Raw genomic sequence first — 17,736 nt, 5'->3', positions numbered from 1 at the left:
TTGCCGGCGCCCTGCGGGCCGGTGAGGAACGGGGCCGGGACGGGCACGTCGGGGCCCAGGCAGCCGATGAGCCAGGCGATGGCCAGGCACTCGGTTTCCGCGGTGGCGAAGTTGCACAGCCGCATCAGGAGATCGATGCCCTTGCCGTCGGTGTCCTTGACCGGCAAGGGCAGCTCCCCCGTGAGCTGGGTACGCCGCCAGCAGACGTCCTGCGGGTCCGGGGTGCGGATGTCCCATCCGGTGGGGTGGATACGCACGGACTGCCCGTCGCTGCGCCCCAAGTCCAGCCATGTGGCCCCGTCGTATCCGGGGGCGACGCGGATGTGCACGGGCTGGACGTCCTCGGTCAGCGCCAACGCTTCGATCAGGTCGAGTGCCTCCTTCATGGCGGTGCCGTTGAACACGCCGATGCCGTCCCTGAACAGTCCGACCATGAGTTCCTGCCGGTGGCTTCCCGTCGTGCCCTGAGAGCGGATCGGGCGGGCCACGGGGTGGCCATTGCGCTGCGCGTACACGGTGCCGTCTGCGGTGCGGAAGTACCGGAAGTGCGCCTGTGCGTAGTCGGTGATGATCTCGCGGGCGGGGGTCTTGTCCTCGTCGGACATGGTCACAGTCCCAACGTGGTGCGGGCGTTGGTCCACGCGTCCGCGCAGTGCCGCGGGGATTCGCCCTTGGCCTGCGCGGCGGTGAACAGTCGTGCGACGTGGGTGTCGGTGAGGCAGCCGCACCGGCCATGCGTGGACAGCACGGCCAGGAACGTCCGGTACACGGTCGCGTGGACCGCGCTACGGGCCTCGGTGATGCCCTCAACGGCCATGGCAATCCCACGGTCCAGATAGGCGGGCGTGCGGTGTCGGCACTCGCTCCCGCGGCCCCTCAGAGGCACTGAGAGCGCCTGTGGCGCCCCACGAGACGTGTACGGCTCCTTTACTGCCAGGGCGCGCACAGCGTCCGGGAGAGCGTTCGTGGCGCCAACGCCCGGACCGAGCCAACGGGCGTACGCCATAAGGGACTTGATGTCGACGCCGGGCCGGACCGCGTTCGAGGACGCCATGGTGCCCTGGTAGATCCAGTGCTCGCCCCGGGTGGTGGGCACGGTCCGAGTGGCGGGCAGGGTCTCACGGGCCCACTGGACGGCGGCGGGAGTGTCGAGGTCGACCACGGTCAGCCCGGCGCCGCCGGGGTGGTATCCGACGCACACCGCCCGTCGCCACGCGGCCGCCCATGAGGGCGAGACGATGACGGCCGGGTCGGTGGTGGCGGCGGCCCAGGCGTGGCAGACGCCGGGGCACCGGCACGGGCCCGGGGTCTTCATGTTCGACCGGCCGCCGCATGCGTTGTCCGTGCACGTCGTGCAGTTGCCGAACGGGATTTTGCCCCGGCGTAGGGGCAGCACGGGCACGCCGGACGCGGCGAGGCTCAGCGCCGTGTGTTGGGGGTAGGGGGTCTCGCTCATGCCGCCACCTCCAGGGTGGGGGCGAGGGTGGCGAGCCAGGCGTGTGCGATCCACTCGGTGTAGGCGGGCGGGAGTGCCTCCCGCAGTCGGAGGTGATCGGTCGACCAGTCGATGCCCTTGGCGTCGCGGATCTCCTGCACGGTGGCCTTGCCGCCGCCCTGGCCGTACGCGGCGACGTAGGGACCTTCGCGGTAGACGCCGTGGCGCCAGCCGCGCACGTAGCCCCGGTGGCGGGGGTGCGCCGGTTGCGGGGCCGACCAGCCGCCCAACTCGAAGTAGCGGTGCATGATGACGTCCAGGCCGAACATCTCGCCGCACAGGCGCAGGTCTTTGCGGACCTCGGAGCCGGCCACGTTCTCCATCACGTACGGCCGCCCGGTCGACTCCAGTGCGGCCCGGGTCGGCGCGATCAGTCGGGGGTAGGTCCGGCCGATGGCCGCGTTCCGGGCGCGGTTGGTGCCCTTGGTGGCGCCGCCGATGCACGAGTAGGCGTCCAGCACCCGGATGGGTCGGAAGGTGTCCGGTACTCGCCGGATGTCGATGGGTTGGGTCATGCTGGATGTCTCCAGTTCCGTCGTTGGATGCTGGCTGGCAAGGGCGATCCCAGTTCTTTGGCGAGATGCGGGGGTCGCCCTTGGCGTAGCTAGCCGTGGAAGTGGCTGCGCTTGATGACGGCTTTGCGGATGTTGACCGTGCTGCCCTTGCCGCCGCTGATCGCGCGGGCGGGGGTGCGCAGGGCGAGGACGATCACGGCGACCCACACGAGAGCCCCGCCGCTGATTCCGGCCGCGGCGCTGACGACCTCGCCCACCCCGTAGCCAATGCCGGCGGCGAGGGCGCCGCCCCCGAGCCCGGCACCCAGGAAGCGCTGGGCGAGGGGGTCCAGGAGCGGGAGCGGGGTCAGGTCGCGCGGCTCGGTGGCGGGGATCGGGGCGGGGGCGAGGTGCTTGGGCATGGGGACCATGCGCCCGTACGCGTCGGGCACCCACACCACCGGCTGACGCTCGCCGCAGGGGTCCAGTGCCATCGACGGGCCCGGGTCGTAGGGGGCGAGGGGCTGTGGCTGATGGACGGTTACGGCTCGTTCTGCGGGCAGGTAGGCGGAGTGTTCGGGGTACATGCGGAATCCCTTCCGGCGCATGGCGGGGGAGGCTGGGGCACCCCCTGTCGGGTGGGCTATGGAGGGGGTTTTCGGGGGTCTGAGCTGGGCGCCTCCCCGCCTCCCCGAGGCAGTGTTTTCGCTGATCAACGTGGGGGAGGCGGGTGTGGGGAGGGGGTTGGGGAGTTCTCCCCGCCTCCCCGGGCCGGAACGGCTTGCCTCCCCGGGGTCAGGAGGCGGAAGCGGAACCGTCCGCGTCGCGGTTGGCGAGCGCCCGCAGGACGTGATCGCGGTGGATGACCATGACCCCGTGCGACTTCTTCGGTTCCTCGCCGTGCTCCTCCAACAGGCTCTTGAGCCGGTCGTTGGTCCACTGGTCGCCGTAGACCTCCGGGGCCAGGGCGTGCAGCCGCTTGAGTACCTCGTTGGTCCGCAGGCGGGGTGCGTCGCCGATCACGTGGGCGACATCGGCGAGGGCGTCGCGCTCTTCGCCCTTGTCGACGACGTGCAGGGTGGTCACGCCGTCCCGGAGTGCGCGGGCGCGGTCGGCGATGGCTTCGGCTGGTTCGTCGTCGATGAAGTGGGTGCGGACCGTGATGGAGGACTGGCCCGTGGGCATGGTGATGCCGTCCGAGGCGACGACCAGGGTTCCCTTGTCCAGGCCCTGGCGCAGCAGGTGCGGGGCGGCCCCGTCCTCGACTGCCTTGTCCCCGAGGGCCATCTTCGCCTGTGATTCGCTGCCCAGGACGAGGGAGGCGCGGGTGTGGGCGCCCTCGCGGACCAGCTTGGGAAGGTTCTGGTCGGTGGGGTCCTGGGTGCCCTGCCACATCAGCACGTCCACGGCGCGGCCCTGGTTGTGGATCGTGCGGACGGCCATGAAGTACCGGCTGGTGGCCTTGGAGCCGCCGTAGGGGCGCCTCTGGTCGTCGACGGCCGGGCACATGAACGCCTTCTGTGCCTCGTCGACCAGCACGATCAGCGGGGGGAAGTCCGCTTTCGGGTCGGTGCGGCGTACCTCGATCCGGCGGTTCATCTCGGTCACGGCGTCCTCGACCATCTCGGTCGCCTGGATCACGTGGTTATCCGAGGGTCCCTCGATCAGCAGTGCGGCGATGCGCTGGAACATGCTCCAGTCCCCGACGCCCTTGAGGTCAGCGATCCAGAACTGCACCGACTTGTCCAGCGCCAGCCACAACGCGAGCGCACGCAGCGCGGCGGTCTTGCCCTGGTTCGAGCGGCCCGTGACGAGCATGTGCCGCTGATACACACTCAGCTCTGCCGCATCCCCACGCAGGTCCTCCCCCCAAGGGGCCTTGCCCTTCTTGTAGTCGGCGGTCATGGTCTCGTCGGTGACCAGCGGAGACGGGCCGATCGGCTCGTCCAGCGCACCCGAGTCGGCGATCCACAGCCGCACCGTCCGGGCCGCCTCAGCGATCGCGATGAACACCTCGTGCTCATGCCGCGTCAGGTTCTCCGCCAGCTTCCGCCGACGCTGCTGCACCTCGTTCGTCGCCACCCCCGAGGGCAGCGTCACGTCGACTTCCACGCCGCGTCCGGCGATCCGGATCGGCCCGAGCATGGACGCGCCGGCGTCGCCCATCTCCTTGATCGCGTTGCGCAGCGCGGGCACCCCGAGATCCCGCAGGGCCTTGACCACGATGGACGGCGTGATCGGCTCACCCTCGCCAGAGCGGACGTTGGCGGGCAGCGCCCACTGCGGTGCGGCCTGCTGCTTGCTGCCGACGGCCCACAGGGCGAGCAGGGCGAGGAACGGGCCGATAGTGATGGCCGGGCCCCATACGATCTGCACGATCCGGATGAGCGTGGCGATGAAGTCGATGGTGGCCTGAAGCGGGGTGATGACGTCCCCCACGTTCTTGGAGTTGAGGGCCATCACGACTCCGAGGGCGACCAGTACGCCGATGCTCATGCCGGTGCCGACGGCGATGCCCTTGGCCGCGTCGACCGGGGAGTGGAGCAGGTCCATGCGGCGGCGGTGGCGTGCCTCGCGGAAGCGTTGCAACCGCTCTTCCCACTCCTCCGCGATCTCGTGGTTCCCCGCGGCTTCCGCCGCGCGGAGCATGCGCTCATAGCGGGCGCCGGTGCGGCCGTCCCAGGTACGGCGGGCCACGATCCGGCCTCCGTTGAACGTGTAGAGGCCGTGCCGGGCGACCGCACGGACGGCCGTCTTGGTGGTCTCGTGCGTGACGGCGGTCTTGAGGGCGCGGCCGGAGCGCACCCACAGCGGCACCGGCTTGGCCGGTGCGGGTTCGGGGACCACGGTCAGCGTGGTCACGGGGGCCGGTTCGGGGTCGGGAGTGGGGTCTTTGTGCAGGTGAACGACGGTGCCACTCATGGTGGGTAGCTCTCCTGTCTGCCCCGTTGGGGCGGGAAGTCTGGGCATGCCCGGCCCCGCCCGGGCAGCGGCGCGGGCGGGAACGGGCAGCAAGGCTCAGCGGCGGCGGTGGCCGGCCTTGTGGGCGCGCAGTGCGGCCTTGCACGGCGGGCACGTGCGTTCCGGGCCGTTGCCGACGACCGGGGCGGGGATCACCTGGCCGCAGATGGCCCGGGTGACGCCGAAGACCAGCGGCCCGCAGTCCGGGCAGTGGAAGTGCGAGTCAAGAACGGGCGCGGTACGGAACACGCTCACCACCAGCGCGATTCGGTCTTGGGCACGATGGTGGGGTGGCCGTTGCGTATGTGGTCCACGCACTGCGGGCAGTCCTCGCGCGGGCCGAGGTGGCGGTGTGCGCGGCGGTCGTGGGCGTGCTGCCAGCACTGCGGGCACTCGCCCGCAGGCGTCTGCTGTGCGTCCATGGTCACCACCACCCCGAGGACTTCTTCGCGGCGTTGGCCTTGGCGGCCTCGCGCACGACCTGCTGCCGCTCGATCCGCAGCGCGGTGATCTCCGCGATCAGCCGCGTCTCAGCCGCGCTCCATGCCGAGTCGATGCGCTGTTCGGCACGGGTGGTGCTGCGGCCCCTGACGACCTTGTAGGAGCCGCCGGCGGCGGCCCGCAGGATCGCGCGCCGCTCGCGGCCGTCCAGCGGCCACAGCTCCCGCTTGCGGACCGCGTCCAGCCTGCGGTTCGTCTCCTGGATCGCCCGGTCGAGCCGGCGTGTGTCGGGCTTGCCCATGGTCAGGTACTCCTCGGGGATGTGGAGTGGTCGGGGTAGGTGCAGGGAACGCAGGTGCCGAGTGCGGCGGGGATGACGTATCCGGCATCGCGGTGGCACTGCGGGCAGGTGCGGCGGGCGGCGTTGGCCTTGGCCAGAGCCGCCCGACGCGCGTCCGACATGGGCCGGACCGGCTTGGCCAGGTCGACCCGGTAGAGGTAGGCGATCAGCGGCGGGCGACGGCAGCGCGGCCGTTCGAGTTGAGCGGCCACATCCTGACCGCCGGGCCGTAGACCGCGTGCCCGCAACTGTCGGCGGGTGGCGTATCCGTCCGGGGCTAGGCGCCACCGGAACACCGGCAGCGCCCCCATCAGGCCACCACGCGCTTCCATGCGGCCCGCAGGCGGACTTCAGAGGCGGAGTGGCCGGCCGTGCGGAAGCGGGTGGCCATCTCGCGGTAGGACAGGGCGGGGACCTCGCTGTGCCGGATCGCATCGACCAAGGTGTCGAGTGCCGCGTCACTGAGCGCGGGGGCCGACTCAAGCGCGGCAACCGGCTCCGAGGGGCCCCACACCGGGAGTTCCCACGAGGGCGTGACGTCGGGTGTGACGCGGCTCGTCACGCTGGTCAGCGCCCGTCCGGTGCTCTCACCCTTGCGGGCCGCTTCTAGCGTCGACCACGCCCCGGCGAGGGTCTCAGCGGTCTTGGCCTGCACGCGTGCCCTGGCTGCATAAACCCCGCTGTCACCCGATCATGCAGCAGTCCCCCATTCTTTTTCACGGGATCACTACGGAGCGCGACGCGGGCAGCCGCAAGATGACAGGTCGCTTCGGCCACGCTCACTGTCTGAAAATGCCTCACGCCCAGCGGCGACCTATGCGTAGCATTCCATCTGTCCTGATCATGGCGAAAGGGTTTCAATGAAAAACCCCAAGAGAGCGGGTGTGCACTTAGCGGGCAGGGTAAGGGGCGCCTTATTCGCCCTGCTCGCAGCAATGCTGCTCACCGTCGTAACTGCCACCAGCGCGCAGGCACACGTCGTCTACCAGCGCGACGAGGTCTGGTCTAACAATGACTCGTCAAAGTGCCTCTACACCTACGGCGAGGTCTCTCACGGCGCCCATCGGGGAGGTTACGTCAAGTCAGAGGGGTTGTCTTCCTCTGGTATCCCGTTGACCCAAGCGTGCATCGCGGTGTGGAACCGGGCTCCTGGTGAGCTGGCGACAGGGTACAGGTACTGGAAGTGGACCGGCAGGAAATGGGCCGTGTGTAGGCAATACCTGTCAGGCATCTTCAACAGCAAGAAAACTTCCCGGGTGACCGGTTCGTATGACTTCGGCTTTTATCCGCCGTGCGGTGGCGGATACTACGCGACCACGGGTTACAGCGCGGTCTACTATGCCGGCAAGTGGATCGGCAACGATATCGGTGTGTGGTCCGGCAAGCACTTCATCGAACCATAAGCGACCCCGAGCATCCTGGAGAAAAGCATGAAAAGAAGAGGTATAGCAGCGGCCGTCGTCGCTACTGCTGCTCTGCTGGTCGGTGGGGTGTCGATATCGGCGTCGGCGTCGGCCTCAGGTGCGGGTGCAGGGTCGGACGGGTCGGCACCCAGCACCTCTGAGCCGCCCAACCCTCCGTGGGTCAACGCCGATGGGACCGTCGACAACAGCAAGATGCCCGACAGCGTGCCCGTTGTAGGGCCTGACGGGGAGGTACTCAAGAACGCCCAGGGGGGAGAGGTGCAGGTCAACCCGCGCTTCTTTGAGCCGAAGGCGGATCCTTCGGCGGTGCCGACCGCTCCCGGTGAGAAGCGCTGGAGCGAGACAGACGGGGATGGCCAAACGGTTGAGCACGTAGAGGTTGAACCGACCGTGCCAGTCGGCAACTGATCCAATCGGGCGCGGGACCGGTATAACGTCGATGTCATACCGGTCCCGCGTGTGGGGAGCTTTCGCGATGTTCGTGGTGCCGTTGCTCGCTGGCGTCTGGTTTCTCTTGATAGCGGTCGGCGCGATCGTCGAAGCGGTGTCCAGCGGTCCGCTCACTGTTGCGCTGTTCCTTGTGGGGAGTGCGCTGATCGTCGCGGGAGCCCGTATGGCGGCAGGTAACGCACGAGCGGTGCAGTTGGCGCGGCGTAGCGCGGCATTCGGGCTGGTCGTTGCAATGTTCCCTTTCGTCCTGGTCGCGTTTAGCTTTGCTTTTACGCGTGATGTAGAGCGTCTGTCGCTTGCTTCCGGCGTCTTGTGGTGGAGCGCCGCTGGAACGGCCCCAGCCCTGGCCGTCTTGCTGACATGCCGGGAGAGACAAGCGAACTAGCCTTGGGCTAGCCCACAGGTCAACGGTCACCCTTCTCCGAGGCGAAGAGGCCTCTGTTCCCCCCAGGTGTCCCCCAGTAGCAGCAAGTAGAGGCAAACCCGCAGGTAGCCGGTGATGGAAGCGGCCCGCTGTAAATCTGCCGGCTCAGCCTTCCCAGGTTCGAATCCTGGCGCCGCCACACGGGAACGAGGGGCCCGTGACCTGCGAACTGCAGGTCACGGGCCCCTTGTCGTGCTCACGGGCGATCAGCGGACTGTGCCGTAGGCGGAGCCTCGGTCTTGGCGTTCGCAGGCGTGACCCCCTGGAATGCAGGGTTTCAGAACTGCAGACGGTGGCGGTCAGTGCCAGTTGGTGTCGTGGGTGAGTCGGTTGTCGTGGGTGTCGTACTGGTCGACCGCGGTGATGGTCTGTCCGTTGGGGATGGGGGCGGCCCAGGCGCGGTAGGTGGTGCCGGGGAGGGTGACGGTGGTGGCTTTGACCTGGGTTCCGTCGGTGAGGGAGATCACGCCGTAGGCGACGTCGGCTTCGGGGTTGGAGACCATGAGCCGGCTGCCGCTGAGGCCTTTGTCGTGCAGGCCCCAGAGTCCCATTTCGCCTGAGGCGTGGGGGTCCTGTGTTCCGGTGACGGGTTGGCAGTCGGCCCAGGGGCCGCCCTGGTGGTCGATGCGGACGCCGCCGATGTACATGCGCTGGCACAGCAGTGATGTGCCCTGTGTCTTTGTTCCGTCGTGGAGTGTGGGCAGGGTGTAGTCCTTGGGCAGTGTCCGGTGGAATTCCAGCGCCACCGACCAGCGGTGCCCGTCTGTCGTCCCCTCGGCCACCCTGGCACGGACCGTGCCAGGAGTCGGGGTGCGGGGTGAGCTCGCGACGGGCGAGGGCCGGCGCGCAGGGCCGACTTCACCAGGCGGTGGCTTCAGGACCGCAGCCATCAGGCCGAGGCCCAGGACGCAGGCAGCACTCACCACGGCAGTCGCGGCACGGCGGCGGTTTCTGCGGGCCCGCGCGGCCGTCAGGATCTGGTCGACGGGGGCCTGGGACGAGGGGTAGGCCTCGCGTGACCGGGCGAAGGCTGCGCGTGCCCAGTCTTCATGGCCGTGGTCTGGGATCATCGTGCCTCTGCGGGGCGGCTGTGCGGGTAGTTGCAGGCGAGGGTCGACCGGCTGCGCAGCTTGGCCAGGGCCCGGGACGCCTGGCTCTTCACGGTGCCGACCGAGCAGCCGAGCAAGTCTGCCACTTCCTCGACGGACAGATCCTCGCAGTAGCGGAGCACCACGACCGCTCGCTGTCGCTCGGGCAGGTCGGCGAGCTCGCGAGCCAGGGTGTCGTACACGTCCACGCCTCCGACACCGGCCCCCTCGTCGTGCACGGGGCCGGTGTCGGGCAGCGAGGGGAGAAGGAGGTGGGTGATCCTGCGGCGGCGGTGCCGACTGCGGTTGGTGTTGACCAGTGCTCGGCGAACGTAGTGTTCGGCGCGCTCCGGTTCCAGCCGCTGCCAGTGCGGGTACACCCTCGTCAGCGTCGTCTGCACCAGGTCTTCCGCTTCGTGGAAGTCGCCGGTGAGGAGGTACGCGGTGTGGGTCAGGGCCCGCCAACGGGAGGCTACGAACCGGGTGAACTCCGAGTCCGGTCCGCTGTCCGCGGCCTTGCGGTCACTTGGCTGCACAGCAGGAGGTGCCCGTCCTTCGTCTGGCTGGTCAGTGCCAGTTGGTGTCGTGGGTGAGTCGGTTGTCGTGGGTGTCGTACTGGTCGACCGCGGTGATGGTCTGTCCGTTGGGGATGGGGGCGGCCCAGGCGCGGTAGGTGGTGCCGGGGAGGGTGACGGTGGTGGCTTTGACCTGGGTTCCGTCGGTGAGGGAGATCACGCCGTAGGCGACGTCGGCTTCGGGGTTGGAGACCATGAGCCGGCTGCCGCTGAGGCCTTTGTCGTGCAGGCCCCAGAGTCCCATTTCGCCTGAGGCGTGGGGGTCCTGTGTTCCGGTGACGGGTTGGCAGTCGGCCCAGGGGCCGCCCTGGTGGTCGATGCGGACGCCGCCGATGTACATGCGCTGGCACAGCAGTGATGTGCCCTGTGTCTTTGTTCCGTCGTGGAGTGTGGGCAGGGTGTAGTCCTTGGGCAGTGTCCGGTGGAACTCCAGCGCCACCGACCAGCGGTGCCCGTCCACTCGGCCGCTGCCGATCTCCTGTGTGACCACCTGCGGCACCTGCCGGTGAGCGGAGGCAGACCTCTTGGCGACGCCGGAGGCCGGTGCGGACGCCGGGTGGACCGTCGGGCCCGACGCCGCCTCACTCGCGGAGGCAGCGAACGACACCCCTCCGAGCGCGGCGACTGCGACGGTCGCCATGACTGCCTTCCTGGCAAAACTGAGAGCCACGGAGCATTTCTCCTTCTACGCTGCCGCCCGGCGCCACGCCGGGCGGTCGTCGACGGCCGGCGCGCCGGGCCCGCGTGCCGACCTGCGGCGCCCACCGGGAGCGGTGGCCGCTGCTTGGACGTCCGCCCGTAGGTACTCCCAAACACTCACAGCAGGTTGCACGCCGCGGGACATCGCTTCGCGGCATCCCCACTTGCTCGGGCCCGGGAAGCGGGCGCCCGCCATGACCGTGTCCCTCAGGTCGGCCCCGATGAGGTCACCCGTCTCCTGGTGGATGCCCCTCGGATCGGCTCCTCGTGCATGCGTGCGGTGGCCGTCCGCCACGATCGCGAAGGAGGCGCCGAAGGTGATCAGAACGGAAACAGACGCTCCTTGGGATGGGCCGACGCCCGCTATGGCGAGTTCTCCCAAGTGCGCGGCTGAGGCCTCTGATCTCCCTCGTCGCCCGAACGTCGGTGATCGCACAGGGGCTGTGACTCCGGCCGGTACGCCGTTCTCGTCACGGGGGACACTGACCGCATGTCATCCCGTCGCAGAACCTGCCCTGTGTGCCGCCGCGAAATCGCCGTCGTCGCGGGACGCTTCGCGCGGCACGACCCGCCCGGCGAGCGGCGCAGCGGGGAGCTCGTGTCGTGTTCCGGGTCCCGGCGGCAGGCGGAACTCGGCGCCGTTCAGCCGTCGTTGGACGGGTACGAGGTGCCGGACTTCCCCGGGCAGCTGCCCCTGTTCTGAGCGCCGCCCGCTCGCTCGGAAACGAATGTCAAGCAGTCAACCTCAATTTCCGGCAACGGATTTCACCGCCACCGTCACCGGAGTCGACCCGCTGATCAGCTCCAGCGTCAGGCCCGCCGTCGCCCGGGTCTCCACGAGTTCCACCAGGACGGCCGCCACGTCGTCACGCGGGACAGGGCCGCGACCGGTGTGCGCCTCCAGACGGACCAGGCCGGTACCGGCGTCGTCCGTCAGCGAACCCGGGCGCAGGATCGTCCAGTCCAGGGCGTCCAGGCCACGGACGTAGGCGTCGGCCTCGCCCTTGGCGCGCAGGTACACGTCGAAGACCTCGTCGCCCTGGTGGGCCGGATCCGCGCCCATGGAGGAGACGACCACGAAACGGCGTACGCCCGCCCGCACGGCGGCGTCCGCGAACAGCACGGCGGCACCCTTGTCCACCGTCTCCTTGCGGGTCGTGCCGCTGCCCGGGCCGGCGCCCGCCGCGAAGACCGCCGCGTCCGCGCCCTGCAGATACGCCGCGACCTCCTCCACCGACGCCGACTCCAGGTCGAGCAGAACCGGTTCGGTGCCCAGCTCCCGCAGGTCGTTGCCCTGTTCCGCCTTGCGGATGATGCCCGCCACCTCGTATCCGCGCAGGGCGAGCAACCGCTCCAACCGCAGCGCGATCTGACCATGACCACCAGCGATGACAATGCGCATGTTTCCGACCGTACGCCCGAAGGGACGCATCCGCCGCACGACTTCGGCTCTGCCGCACCGGCGGTCACCGGCCCGGCCCGGCGCGATCACCGGTCCGGCCACCGGCCCGGTCCGGCCGCCGCTCAGGACAGCTCGCCCCGGCCCTGCCGCGGCAGCCCCAGTTCCGCCGCCGCGGCCGAGTTGCAGTACTCGCGCACCGCGCTGGTCCGGGCCACCACACGCCCCCGGTGCACCACGATGCGGCTGTACGCCAGGGACAGCGCCGCGGCGAGGTGGTCGCCGCGCACGGCGAGCAGCTCGGCGGGGAAACCGGCCTCGACACGCACCTCGGGCAGGCCGAGCACCGCGCGGGCGGAGGCGCTGACCGTGTCGTAGGCGTCCTCGGGGCGCAGACCGTGCCGGGAGGCCAGCAGGTAGGCCGCCTCCAGGGGGTCGCCGCGCCCCACCGGGTTGCACACGTCCCGCAGCGCGCCGCTGCCGGCCGCCACCCGGACCCCGGCCGCACGCAGCAGCCGTACCGGCGCCGTGCCGAGTCCCTCGACGCTGCCGCAGCCCCCCTGGGGCAGGCAGACGACGGTCACGCCGGCCGCCGCGAGCCGGTCCGCGATGCGTGCGGCCGCCTCGGTGGGCAGCCGGGCCAGCCCGGCGCACGGGCCGAGTGTCACGCCGGGGCGCAGGCCGCCCGCCATGGCCGCGAGCCGGGACAGACGGGCCGGGTCGGCGGCGTCCGTGTGCAGGTCGACCGGGCAGCCGTGCTCGGAGGCGATCTCCAGCACCGCCTCCACGTAGCCGGTCGGATCAGGGTCCAGATCCGGACATCCGCCCACCACGGAGGCGCCCATCTTCATCGCGTCCCGCAGTATCGCCAGCCCGTCCGTCCCCGCCACCCCGGTCAGCACGCGCGGCACGGCCACGGCCGTCAGCTCCACCAGTCCGCGCAGCGAGCGCCGTGCCCGCAGTACGGCGGTCAGTGCGCCCAGGCCCTGGACGTCGCCGACGCGCACGTGCGCCCGCAGCGCCGTCGCCCCGTGGCCGAGCTGCAGCAGGGCGGCCTCGGTGGCCCGGCGCTGGACGTCGTCGGGGGCGTACGAGACCGGGCCGTCGCTCTCGGCCGACAGGGCCGTGTCGCCGTGGGCGTGCGGCTCGGCCGGGGCCGGGAGCAGCAGATACCCGGCGAGGTCCACGCGCGCGAAGCCGGCCCGGGCCGGTCCCGGCGCGAGGCTGCCGGCCGTACCGACCGCCTCGATGCGACCGCCGCCCAGCCGTACGTCCACGGTCCGGCCGTCGGTCAGCCGTGCCCCGCACAGCAGGAGGGGCGCGGCATCGGGCTGCCCCGGCGAGCCCGGGGAGCGGGACGACGGGTCCGACGACGAGGAAGGCGGCTGCGGCTGGCTCTCGGGCATCGCGCTCCAGGGGTTCGGGGCTGCGTGGCGGGGCATGATCACGCAGAGTGAGACGAGCCTAGGGCGGCGAGTCGAGCCTGGCGGGGAGGAGCGCAATAGTCGTACCGGCGTGGTCCGTCGCGGGCGGTGCTGGTCGTAGGGCATGCGGGAGGGGCCTACGAGGCCGGGAGAGCCCTGCCGGACGGGTGCGGGTCGGTCGCCCGCAATGGATTTGGGTGAACGGCAGCCGAGCGTGTAATGTCTTCATCGCTCGCCCCAATAGCTCAGTCGGCAGAGCGTCTCCATGGTAAGGAGAAGGTCTACGGTTCGATTCCGTATTGGGGCTCTGATGGGAGAGGTTCCCGCCGTGAGGCGGGAGCTGATCGCATCGCAGCGGTGTAGCTCAGTCGGTAGAGCAAGCGGCTCATAATCGCTGTGTCACCGGTTCAAGTCCGGTCACCGCTACACACAGTAGCCGATTGCGGGGTCGGTCCTTCAATCGGCTACTCTTTCTTGCGTTGAATAACCTACCCGTTCGTCAAGGAGCACTCACGTGGCTGCCACCGACGTCCGCCCGAAGATCACGCTGGCCTGCGTGGAGTGCAAGGAGCGGAACTACATCACCAAGAAGAACCGGCGTAACAACCCGGACCGTCTTGAGATGAAGAAGCACTGCCCGCGTTGCAACGCGCACACAGCGCACCGCGAGACGCGATAAATCAGGCTCGTACGTGAGGCCGTCCCCGAGTGTCGGGGGCGGCCTCACGTCGTTGAACGACCCGTACCGGTCAGTAGAGCAAGCAGGAGGTGCCGAGCCCATGGCGCTCGACCAGTCCTTCGTGGGGCGGACCTACCCGCCCACCGAGCCCTATGAGGTGGGCCGGGAGAAGATCCGCGAGTTCGCCGAGGCGGTGGGGGACAGCAATCCGGCGTACACGGACGCGGAGACCGCCAAGGCGTTCGGCCACCCCGATGTGATCGCCCCGCCGACCTTCGTCTTCGCGATCACCTTCAAGGCCGCGGGGCAGGTCATCGAGGACCCCCAGCTCGGCCTCGACTACAGCCGGGTCGTGCACGGCGACCAGAAGTTCGCCTACACCCGCCCGGTGCGCGCAGGCGACCGGCTCACGGTCACCTCGACGATCGAGGGGATCAAGTCCCTCGCGGGCAACGACATCCTGGACATCCGCGGCGAGGTCCACGACGAGGCGGGCGAGCACGTCGTGACCGCCTGGACCAAGCTCGTGGCCCGTGCGGCGGACGCGGAGGCGTGAGGAAGCGATGACAGCGAAGATCGCATACGAGGACGTCGAGGTCGGCACCGAACTGCCGGCGCAGACCTTCCCTGTGACCCGTGCCACCCTCGTGCGGTACGCGGGTGCCTCCGGGGACTTCAACCCGATCCACTGGAACGAGAAGTTCGCCAAGGAGGTGGGCCTGCCGGACGTCATCGCGCACGGCATGTTCACCATGGCGGAGGCGGTCCGCGTGGTCACCGACTGGGTCGGGGACCCGGGCGCCGTCGTCGAGTACGGCGTCCGCTTCACCAAGCCCGTCGTCGTCCCGAACGACGACCAGGGCGCCACGATCGAGGTCAGCGCCAAGGTGGCGGCCAAGCTCGACGACAACACCGTCCGCGTCGACCTGACGGCGACCAGCGCCGGGCAGAAGGTACTCGGGATGTCCCGGGCGGTCGTACGGCTCGCCTGAGCACCCGGCCAGAAGACGGACGGCAGAGGTAAGGGGCATCCGCCTGGGCGGGTGCCCCTTACCTGTCGGGTGTCCCGTCCCTTCCCCGTCGGGTGCTCTTTCTCTGTCGGGTGTTCCTTGCGTCTTGGGTGCTCCTTACGTGCCGTATGTCCCGCACTTGCCGAACAGCGCCCCGGCGACGTGCAGACCGGCCGCCGTGAGCAGGGCACCCTGCAGCGACCAGTCGGCCATCGGGCCCGCGACCGCCGCGCCCAGGGCGAAGCCAGCGATCTTCAGGCTGGCGCCGGTGGTGAAGACCTGGCTGCGCAACCGCTCCGGCGCCTCCCGGTGCCGTACCGCGAACAGTGCCGTGAGCTGTGGTCCCTCTCCGGTGCCGGCGAGCACGACCGTGGCGGCCAGCAGTGCCGGGCGGCCGGTCGCGGCCAGGGCGAGGGCGGCGGCCTGGAGCAGCGCGCCGATGCGGACCACCGCGTCCGGGGGAAGCCGGCGGCCGGGGGAGTGGGCGAGGACGGCGTTCGCGGCGAGGGACGCGACGGCGATCCCGGAGAGCAGCAACGCGCCGCGCCCGGCTCCACCGAGGAACCGTGTCCCGAGTAACGGCGTACAGGTGATCAGCACGCCCTGCGCCGCGCAGGAAGCGACCGACGTCAGCGTGGCCCCGGCCAGGGACGGGCTGCGCCCGATGCAGCGCACACCGGCCGCGAGGTCGCCCAACACCGTGCTTCGGGGCGGTACCCGTCTCGCCGCGGTGCGTTGGTGCGGGTCGCTGTCCGTCGCGGTGTTTCGGGGCGGTACCCGTCTCGCCGCGGTGCTTTGGTGGGGGTCGCTGTCCGTCGCGGTGTTTCGGTGTGGATCGCCGCCCGCCGCGGTGCGTTGGTGCGGGTCGCTGTCCGTCGCGGTGTTTCGGTGCGGATTGCCGCCCGCCTCCGCGTAACGGCGCGGATCGCCGCCCGCCCCCGCGTTTCGGTGCGGAACCTGCTCCATCGCCCCGCTTCGATGCGGGACGCCCCCCACCGCTGTGCCCCGGTGCGGAATCCGCCCCGCCACCGTTCGCCGCCCCGGCAGTGTCCAGGCGACCGGCAGCGCCGCGGCGATGAGTGTCGCCGACAGCAGTACCGCGGCCGGGGCCCCCAGGAGCTCCGCCGTGGTGCCGGCGAGGGCGGGGCCGGTGAGGGCCGCGGCGCCGAAGGTCATGGCGTCGAGGGCGGTGGCGCGCGCCAGCCTCTCCGGCGGGGCGACGCGGGGCAGTTGGGCGGTCCAGCCGCCCGACAGGGCGGGCCCGAACAGGCCGGTGCCGACGGCGGTCACGAGCGCGAGGGCGTACGGCAGGCGCCCCAGTGCCGAGAGGACCAGCAGCAGTCCGGCCGCGTGCAGGGTCAGCGCGACCGCCAGCAGACGGCCCGGTCGCGCCGACCGGTCGAGGAACACCCCGAGTACGGGGCCGCCCACCGCCGCCGCGGCCGCCACGGCCGCGAGCAGCGACGACGCCTCTGCGGCCGGTCCGGCGGCCGCGAGAGCGGCCAGAAGCAGCGCCGGGCCGGACATCTCGTCGCCGGTGCGGGCGGCCGTCGCTCCCGCCAGGTAGACGCCCGGGTGGACACCCGTGTAACGCGTTTTCATCCGGCCGACGTTACGCAGGCAACGCAAAAGTGCTCAATATGCGTTACGTTCCCGCCATGCCGTCCCGCGCCCCCGACTGGTCCACCCGTCACTCCGTGCTGGTCAACGCCCGCCGCTCCGCCGCCCTGGTCAACGCCCTGACCGGCGACCCGGTCCCTGATGCGGACGCGGTCGCCGCCGTACTGCGCGAGTACGGCGAGACCGGCCACCCGCCCCTGACCGCCCAGGACGTCCGGCGGATGCGGGCGGCCGCCATGCTGCTCCGCGAGGTGTTCGCCGCCGACCACGTGGACGCGGCCGCCGCCACCCTCAACCGTCTTCTCCAGGAGTGCGCCGGGCCACTGCGGCTGACCTCGCAGGGGGGTGGCACGCCCTGGCATCCGCATCTCGACCGCGACGACGACGCCCCCTGGGGCGAGTGGCTCCTCGCGTCCTCCTGTCTGGCGCTCGCCGTCCTCGTATGGGACCGCCAGCGCCCACCCGGCCGGATCTGCTCCTCGCCCGCCTGCGAGAACGTCTTCATCACGCAGGGACGGGGCCCCGAGCGCCGGTACTGCTCCCGGCGCTGCGCGACTCGTGAGCGGGTCGCGGCCCACCGTCGTTCACGGCCGGACCCCCAGACCCCTTGACGTAGTTAGTGATTGAGTACTAACTTAATGCCATGGTCAGGATGAGCGCAGAAGAGAGGCGCGAGAGCGTCGTCCGTGCGGCGATGAGCGAGTTCGCGCGGGGCGGCTATCACGGGACGTCCACCGAGGCGATCGCCAGACGGGTCGGAGTCTCGCAGCCGTATCTCTTCCGGCTCTTCCCGGGCAAGAAGGCGATCTTCCTCGCGGCGGCCGAGCGCTGCATGGAGGAGACCATCCGTACCTTCGCGGAGGCTGCCGACGGACTGAAGGGCGAAGAGGCCCTGCATGCCATGGCGACCGCGTACATCCGGGTCATCGAGGAGCGGCCCGAGCGGCTGATGATGCAGATGCAGATGTACGTCGCGGTCGCGGCGGCCGAGGAGGAGGGCGACACCGCCTTCGGTGAGTCCGTGCGGGCCGGCTGGATGCGCCTGTGGGACGTCGTGCATCTGCCGCTCGGCGCCGACGTGAACGAGACGACCACCTTCATGGCGTACGGGATGCTGGTCAACTGCCTGGTGGCGATGGGGTTTCCTCCCCAGCACCGGGTATGGGAGGGGCTGTACCCGTCGGCGCGGGTGACGGGCCGGCTGGAGAAGTAG

Annotated in this window: 22 protein-coding genes, 2 tRNA genes and 2 pseudogenes; 10 read left to right on the top strand and 16 right to left on the bottom strand. The window is 70.4% G+C overall.

Going from position 1 to position 17,736, the window contains the following annotated elements; translation table 11 throughout:
- The 10 genes and pseudogenes from ACFYZQ_RS22525 to ACFYZQ_RS22480 form a co-directional block, all read right to left on the bottom strand.
- Positions 1–605, bottom strand: a pseudogene (locus ACFYZQ_RS22525) (ATP-binding protein); the annotation flags it as partial.
- 2 nt (positions 606–607) lie between these two features.
- Positions 608–1,456 (bottom strand): bifunctional DNA primase/polymerase, encoded by an 849-nt coding sequence (locus ACFYZQ_RS22520; RefSeq protein WP_389150381.1) that lies wholly within the window; start codon positions 1,454–1,456, stop codon positions 608–610.
- On the bottom strand, positions 1,453–2,010 hold the full coding sequence (locus ACFYZQ_RS22515) for a DNA methylase (RefSeq protein WP_389150378.1): 558 nt from the start codon (positions 2,008–2,010) through the stop codon (positions 1,453–1,455). The genes ACFYZQ_RS22520 and ACFYZQ_RS22515 overlap by 4 nt, the downstream gene beginning before the upstream one ends.
- A gap of 89 nt (positions 2,011–2,099) precedes the next feature.
- Positions 2,100–2,576, bottom strand: coding sequence for a hypothetical protein (locus ACFYZQ_RS22510; RefSeq protein ID WP_389150375.1), 477 nt, complete (start codon positions 2,574–2,576; stop codon positions 2,100–2,102).
- A 208-nt stretch (positions 2,577–2,784) separates the two neighbouring features.
- Positions 2,785–4,911, bottom strand: coding sequence for an FtsK/SpoIIIE domain-containing protein (locus tag ACFYZQ_RS22505; protein ID WP_389150372.1), 2,127 nt, complete (start codon positions 4,909–4,911; stop codon positions 2,785–2,787).
- Positions 4,912–5,007: 96 nt separating this feature from the next.
- Positions 5,008–5,199 (bottom strand): hypothetical protein, encoded by a 192-nt coding sequence (locus tag ACFYZQ_RS22500; protein WP_389150369.1) that lies wholly within the window; start codon positions 5,197–5,199, stop codon positions 5,008–5,010.
- Between the two features lie 2 nt (positions 5,200–5,201).
- Positions 5,202–5,372: a pRL2-8 gene (locus ACFYZQ_RS22495; protein WP_389150366.1), complete on the bottom strand. Its 171-nt coding sequence runs from the start codon at positions 5,370–5,372 to the stop codon at positions 5,202–5,204.
- Positions 5,373–5,374: 2 nt separating this feature from the next.
- The gene (locus tag ACFYZQ_RS22490; RefSeq protein ID WP_389150363.1) at positions 5,375–5,692 is read right to left on the bottom strand and encodes a hypothetical protein; all 318 of its coding nucleotides are present in this window, start codon (positions 5,690–5,692) and stop codon (positions 5,375–5,377) included.
- 2 nt (positions 5,693–5,694) lie between these two features.
- Positions 5,695–6,042 carry an RRQRL motif-containing zinc-binding protein gene (locus tag ACFYZQ_RS22485; RefSeq protein ID WP_389150360.1) on the bottom strand — a complete coding sequence of 116 codons (348 nt, stop codon included), beginning with the start codon at positions 6,040–6,042 and terminating at the stop codon, positions 5,695–5,697.
- Positions 6,042–6,392 (bottom strand): annotated as a pseudogene (locus ACFYZQ_RS22480) (protein spdB); the annotation flags it as partial. The gene ACFYZQ_RS22485 and the pseudogene ACFYZQ_RS22480, both read right to left, overlap by 1 nt.
- Positions 6,393–6,666: 274 nt before the next feature.
- On the opposite strand from ACFYZQ_RS22480, the gene ACFYZQ_RS22475 reads away from it, so the two are divergent.
- Positions 6,667–7,134, top strand: coding sequence for a hypothetical protein (locus ACFYZQ_RS22475; RefSeq protein ID WP_389150357.1), 468 nt, complete (start codon positions 6,667–6,669; stop codon positions 7,132–7,134).
- Between the two features lie 496 nt (positions 7,135–7,630).
- Positions 7,631–7,990: a hypothetical protein gene (locus ACFYZQ_RS22470; RefSeq protein ID WP_389150354.1), complete on the top strand. Its 360-nt coding sequence runs from the start codon at positions 7,631–7,633 to the stop codon at positions 7,988–7,990.
- A 338-nt stretch (positions 7,991–8,328) separates the two neighbouring features.
- Here the strand turns inward: ACFYZQ_RS22470 and ACFYZQ_RS22465 are convergent, their stop codons facing one another.
- The 3 genes from ACFYZQ_RS22465 to ACFYZQ_RS22455 all read right to left on the bottom strand — a co-directional run bounded on the left by ACFYZQ_RS22465 (position 8,329) and on the right by ACFYZQ_RS22455 (position 10,332).
- Positions 8,329–8,811, bottom strand: coding sequence for a hypothetical protein (locus ACFYZQ_RS22465; RefSeq protein ID WP_389150351.1), 483 nt, complete (start codon positions 8,809–8,811; stop codon positions 8,329–8,331).
- A gap of 284 nt (positions 8,812–9,095) precedes the next feature.
- Positions 9,096–9,653 (bottom strand): SigE family RNA polymerase sigma factor, encoded by a 558-nt coding sequence (locus tag ACFYZQ_RS22460; protein WP_389150348.1) that lies wholly within the window; start codon positions 9,651–9,653, stop codon positions 9,096–9,098.
- 31 nt (positions 9,654–9,684) lie between these two features.
- Positions 9,685–10,332 carry a hypothetical protein gene (locus ACFYZQ_RS22455; RefSeq protein WP_389150345.1) on the bottom strand — a complete coding sequence of 216 codons (648 nt, stop codon included), beginning with the start codon at positions 10,330–10,332 and terminating at the stop codon, positions 9,685–9,687.
- A 549-nt stretch (positions 10,333–10,881) separates the two neighbouring features.
- Here ACFYZQ_RS22455 and ACFYZQ_RS22450 point away from each other — a divergent pair.
- Positions 10,882–11,094, top strand: coding sequence for a hypothetical protein (locus ACFYZQ_RS22450; protein WP_388798412.1), 213 nt, complete (start codon positions 10,882–10,884; stop codon positions 11,092–11,094).
- 42 nt (positions 11,095–11,136) lie between these two features.
- Here the strand turns inward: ACFYZQ_RS22450 and ACFYZQ_RS22445 are convergent, their stop codons facing one another.
- Together ACFYZQ_RS22445 and ACFYZQ_RS22440 are read right to left on the bottom strand one after the other, a co-directional pair.
- Entirely contained in the window at positions 11,137–11,793 is a 657-nt protein-coding gene (locus ACFYZQ_RS22445; protein WP_389150342.1) for an NAD(P)H-binding protein, read from the bottom strand.
- 122 nt (positions 11,794–11,915) lie between these two features.
- A complete protein-coding gene (locus ACFYZQ_RS22440) occupies positions 11,916–13,196 on the bottom strand; it encodes an amidohydrolase family protein (protein WP_389150427.1) in 1,281 nt (426 codons plus the stop codon).
- 252 nt (positions 13,197–13,448) lie between these two features.
- Between ACFYZQ_RS22440 and ACFYZQ_RS22435 the strand changes: the two genes are divergently transcribed.
- From ACFYZQ_RS22435 to ACFYZQ_RS22415, 5 genes are all read left to right on the top strand, one after another.
- Positions 13,449–13,521, top strand: a tRNA-Thr gene (locus tag ACFYZQ_RS22435).
- 46 nt (positions 13,522–13,567) lie between these two features.
- A tRNA-Met gene (locus ACFYZQ_RS22430) sits at positions 13,568–13,640 on the top strand.
- An 88-nt stretch (positions 13,641–13,728) separates the two neighbouring features.
- Positions 13,729–13,893: a 50S ribosomal protein L33 gene (rpmG, locus tag ACFYZQ_RS22425; RefSeq protein WP_003948671.1), complete on the top strand. Its 165-nt coding sequence runs from the start codon at positions 13,729–13,731 to the stop codon at positions 13,891–13,893.
- Between the two features lie 100 nt (positions 13,894–13,993).
- Positions 13,994–14,449, top strand: coding sequence for a MaoC family dehydratase N-terminal domain-containing protein (locus ACFYZQ_RS22420; RefSeq protein ID WP_389150339.1), 456 nt, complete (start codon positions 13,994–13,996; stop codon positions 14,447–14,449).
- A gap of 7 nt (positions 14,450–14,456) precedes the next feature.
- Positions 14,457–14,885, top strand: coding sequence for a MaoC family dehydratase (locus ACFYZQ_RS22415; protein WP_389150336.1), 429 nt, complete (start codon positions 14,457–14,459; stop codon positions 14,883–14,885).
- A 135-nt stretch (positions 14,886–15,020) separates the two neighbouring features.
- Here ACFYZQ_RS22415 and ACFYZQ_RS22410 read toward each other — a convergent pair whose 3' ends face one another.
- A complete protein-coding gene (locus tag ACFYZQ_RS22410; protein WP_389150333.1) occupies positions 15,021–16,505 on the bottom strand; it encodes an MFS transporter in 1,485 nt (494 codons plus the stop codon).
- A 38-nt stretch (positions 16,506–16,543) separates the two neighbouring features.
- Here ACFYZQ_RS22410 and ACFYZQ_RS22405 point away from each other — a divergent pair, with 38 nt between their 5' ends.
- Together ACFYZQ_RS22405 and ACFYZQ_RS22400 are read left to right on the top strand one after the other, a co-directional pair.
- A complete protein-coding gene (locus ACFYZQ_RS22405; RefSeq protein ID WP_389150331.1) occupies positions 16,544–17,134 on the top strand; it encodes a CGNR zinc finger domain-containing protein in 591 nt (196 codons plus the stop codon).
- 32 nt (positions 17,135–17,166) lie between these two features.
- Positions 17,167–17,736, top strand: coding sequence for a TetR/AcrR family transcriptional regulator (locus ACFYZQ_RS22400; RefSeq protein WP_389150328.1), 570 nt, complete (start codon positions 17,167–17,169; stop codon positions 17,734–17,736).

This window comes from Streptomyces sp. NPDC001843 (assembly GCF_042891955.1).
Classification (GTDB): domain Bacteria; phylum Actinomycetota; class Actinomycetes; order Streptomycetales; family Streptomycetaceae; genus Streptomyces.
Note: the sequence above shows the minus strand (reverse complement) of the source record. Positions and strands in the feature narration are given on the sequence as shown.

Bases quoted from the DNA above. Each gene is read 5' to 3' on its own strand.
- ACFYZQ_RS22490 (WP_389150363.1), bottom strand. From the start codon at position 5,692: ATGGGCAAGCCCGACACACGCCGGCTCGACCGGGCGATCCAGGAGACG.
- ACFYZQ_RS22515 (WP_389150378.1), bottom strand. From the start codon at position 2,010: ATGACCCAACCCATCGACATCCGGCGAGTACCGGACACCTTCCGACCC.
- ACFYZQ_RS22420 (WP_389150339.1), top strand. From the start codon at position 13,994: ATGGCGCTCGACCAGTCCTTCGTGGGGCGGACCTACCCGCCCACCGAG.
- ACFYZQ_RS22410 (WP_389150333.1), bottom strand. From the start codon at position 16,505: ATGAAAACGCGTTACACGGGTGTCCACCCGGGCGTCTACCTGGCGGGA.
- ACFYZQ_RS22510 (WP_389150375.1), bottom strand. From the start codon at position 2,576: ATGTACCCCGAACACTCCGCCTACCTGCCCGCAGAACGAGCCGTAACC.
- ACFYZQ_RS22440 (WP_389150427.1), bottom strand. From the start codon at position 13,196: ATGCCCGAGAGCCAGCCGCAGCCGCCTTCCTCGTCGTCGGACCCGTCG.
- ACFYZQ_RS22475 (WP_389150357.1), top strand. From the start codon at position 6,667: ATGCTGCTCACCGTCGTAACTGCCACCAGCGCGCAGGCACACGTCGTC.
- ACFYZQ_RS22520 (WP_389150381.1), bottom strand. From the start codon at position 1,456: ATGAGCGAGACCCCCTACCCCCAACACACGGCGCTGAGCCTCGCCGCG.
- ACFYZQ_RS22505 (WP_389150372.1), bottom strand. From the start codon at position 4,911: ATGAGTGGCACCGTCGTTCACCTGCACAAAGACCCCACTCCCGACCCC.
- ACFYZQ_RS22455 (WP_389150345.1), bottom strand. From the start codon at position 10,332: ATGGCGACCGTCGCAGTCGCCGCGCTCGGAGGGGTGTCGTTCGCTGCC.
- ACFYZQ_RS22495 (WP_389150366.1), bottom strand. From the start codon at position 5,372: ATGGACGCACAGCAGACGCCTGCGGGCGAGTGCCCGCAGTGCTGGCAG.
- ACFYZQ_RS22450 (WP_388798412.1), top strand. From the start codon at position 10,882: ATGTCATCCCGTCGCAGAACCTGCCCTGTGTGCCGCCGCGAAATCGCC.
- ACFYZQ_RS22400 (WP_389150328.1), top strand. From the start codon at position 17,167: ATGGTCAGGATGAGCGCAGAAGAGAGGCGCGAGAGCGTCGTCCGTGCG.
- ACFYZQ_RS22415 (WP_389150336.1), top strand. From the start codon at position 14,457: ATGACAGCGAAGATCGCATACGAGGACGTCGAGGTCGGCACCGAACTG.
- ACFYZQ_RS22445 (WP_389150342.1), bottom strand. From the start codon at position 11,793: ATGCGCATTGTCATCGCTGGTGGTCATGGTCAGATCGCGCTGCGGTTG.
- ACFYZQ_RS22485 (WP_389150360.1), bottom strand. From the start codon at position 6,042: ATGGGGGCGCTGCCGGTGTTCCGGTGGCGCCTAGCCCCGGACGGATAC.
- ACFYZQ_RS22405 (WP_389150331.1), top strand. From the start codon at position 16,544: ATGCGTTACGTTCCCGCCATGCCGTCCCGCGCCCCCGACTGGTCCACC.
- ACFYZQ_RS22470 (WP_389150354.1), top strand. From the start codon at position 7,631: ATGTTCGTGGTGCCGTTGCTCGCTGGCGTCTGGTTTCTCTTGATAGCG.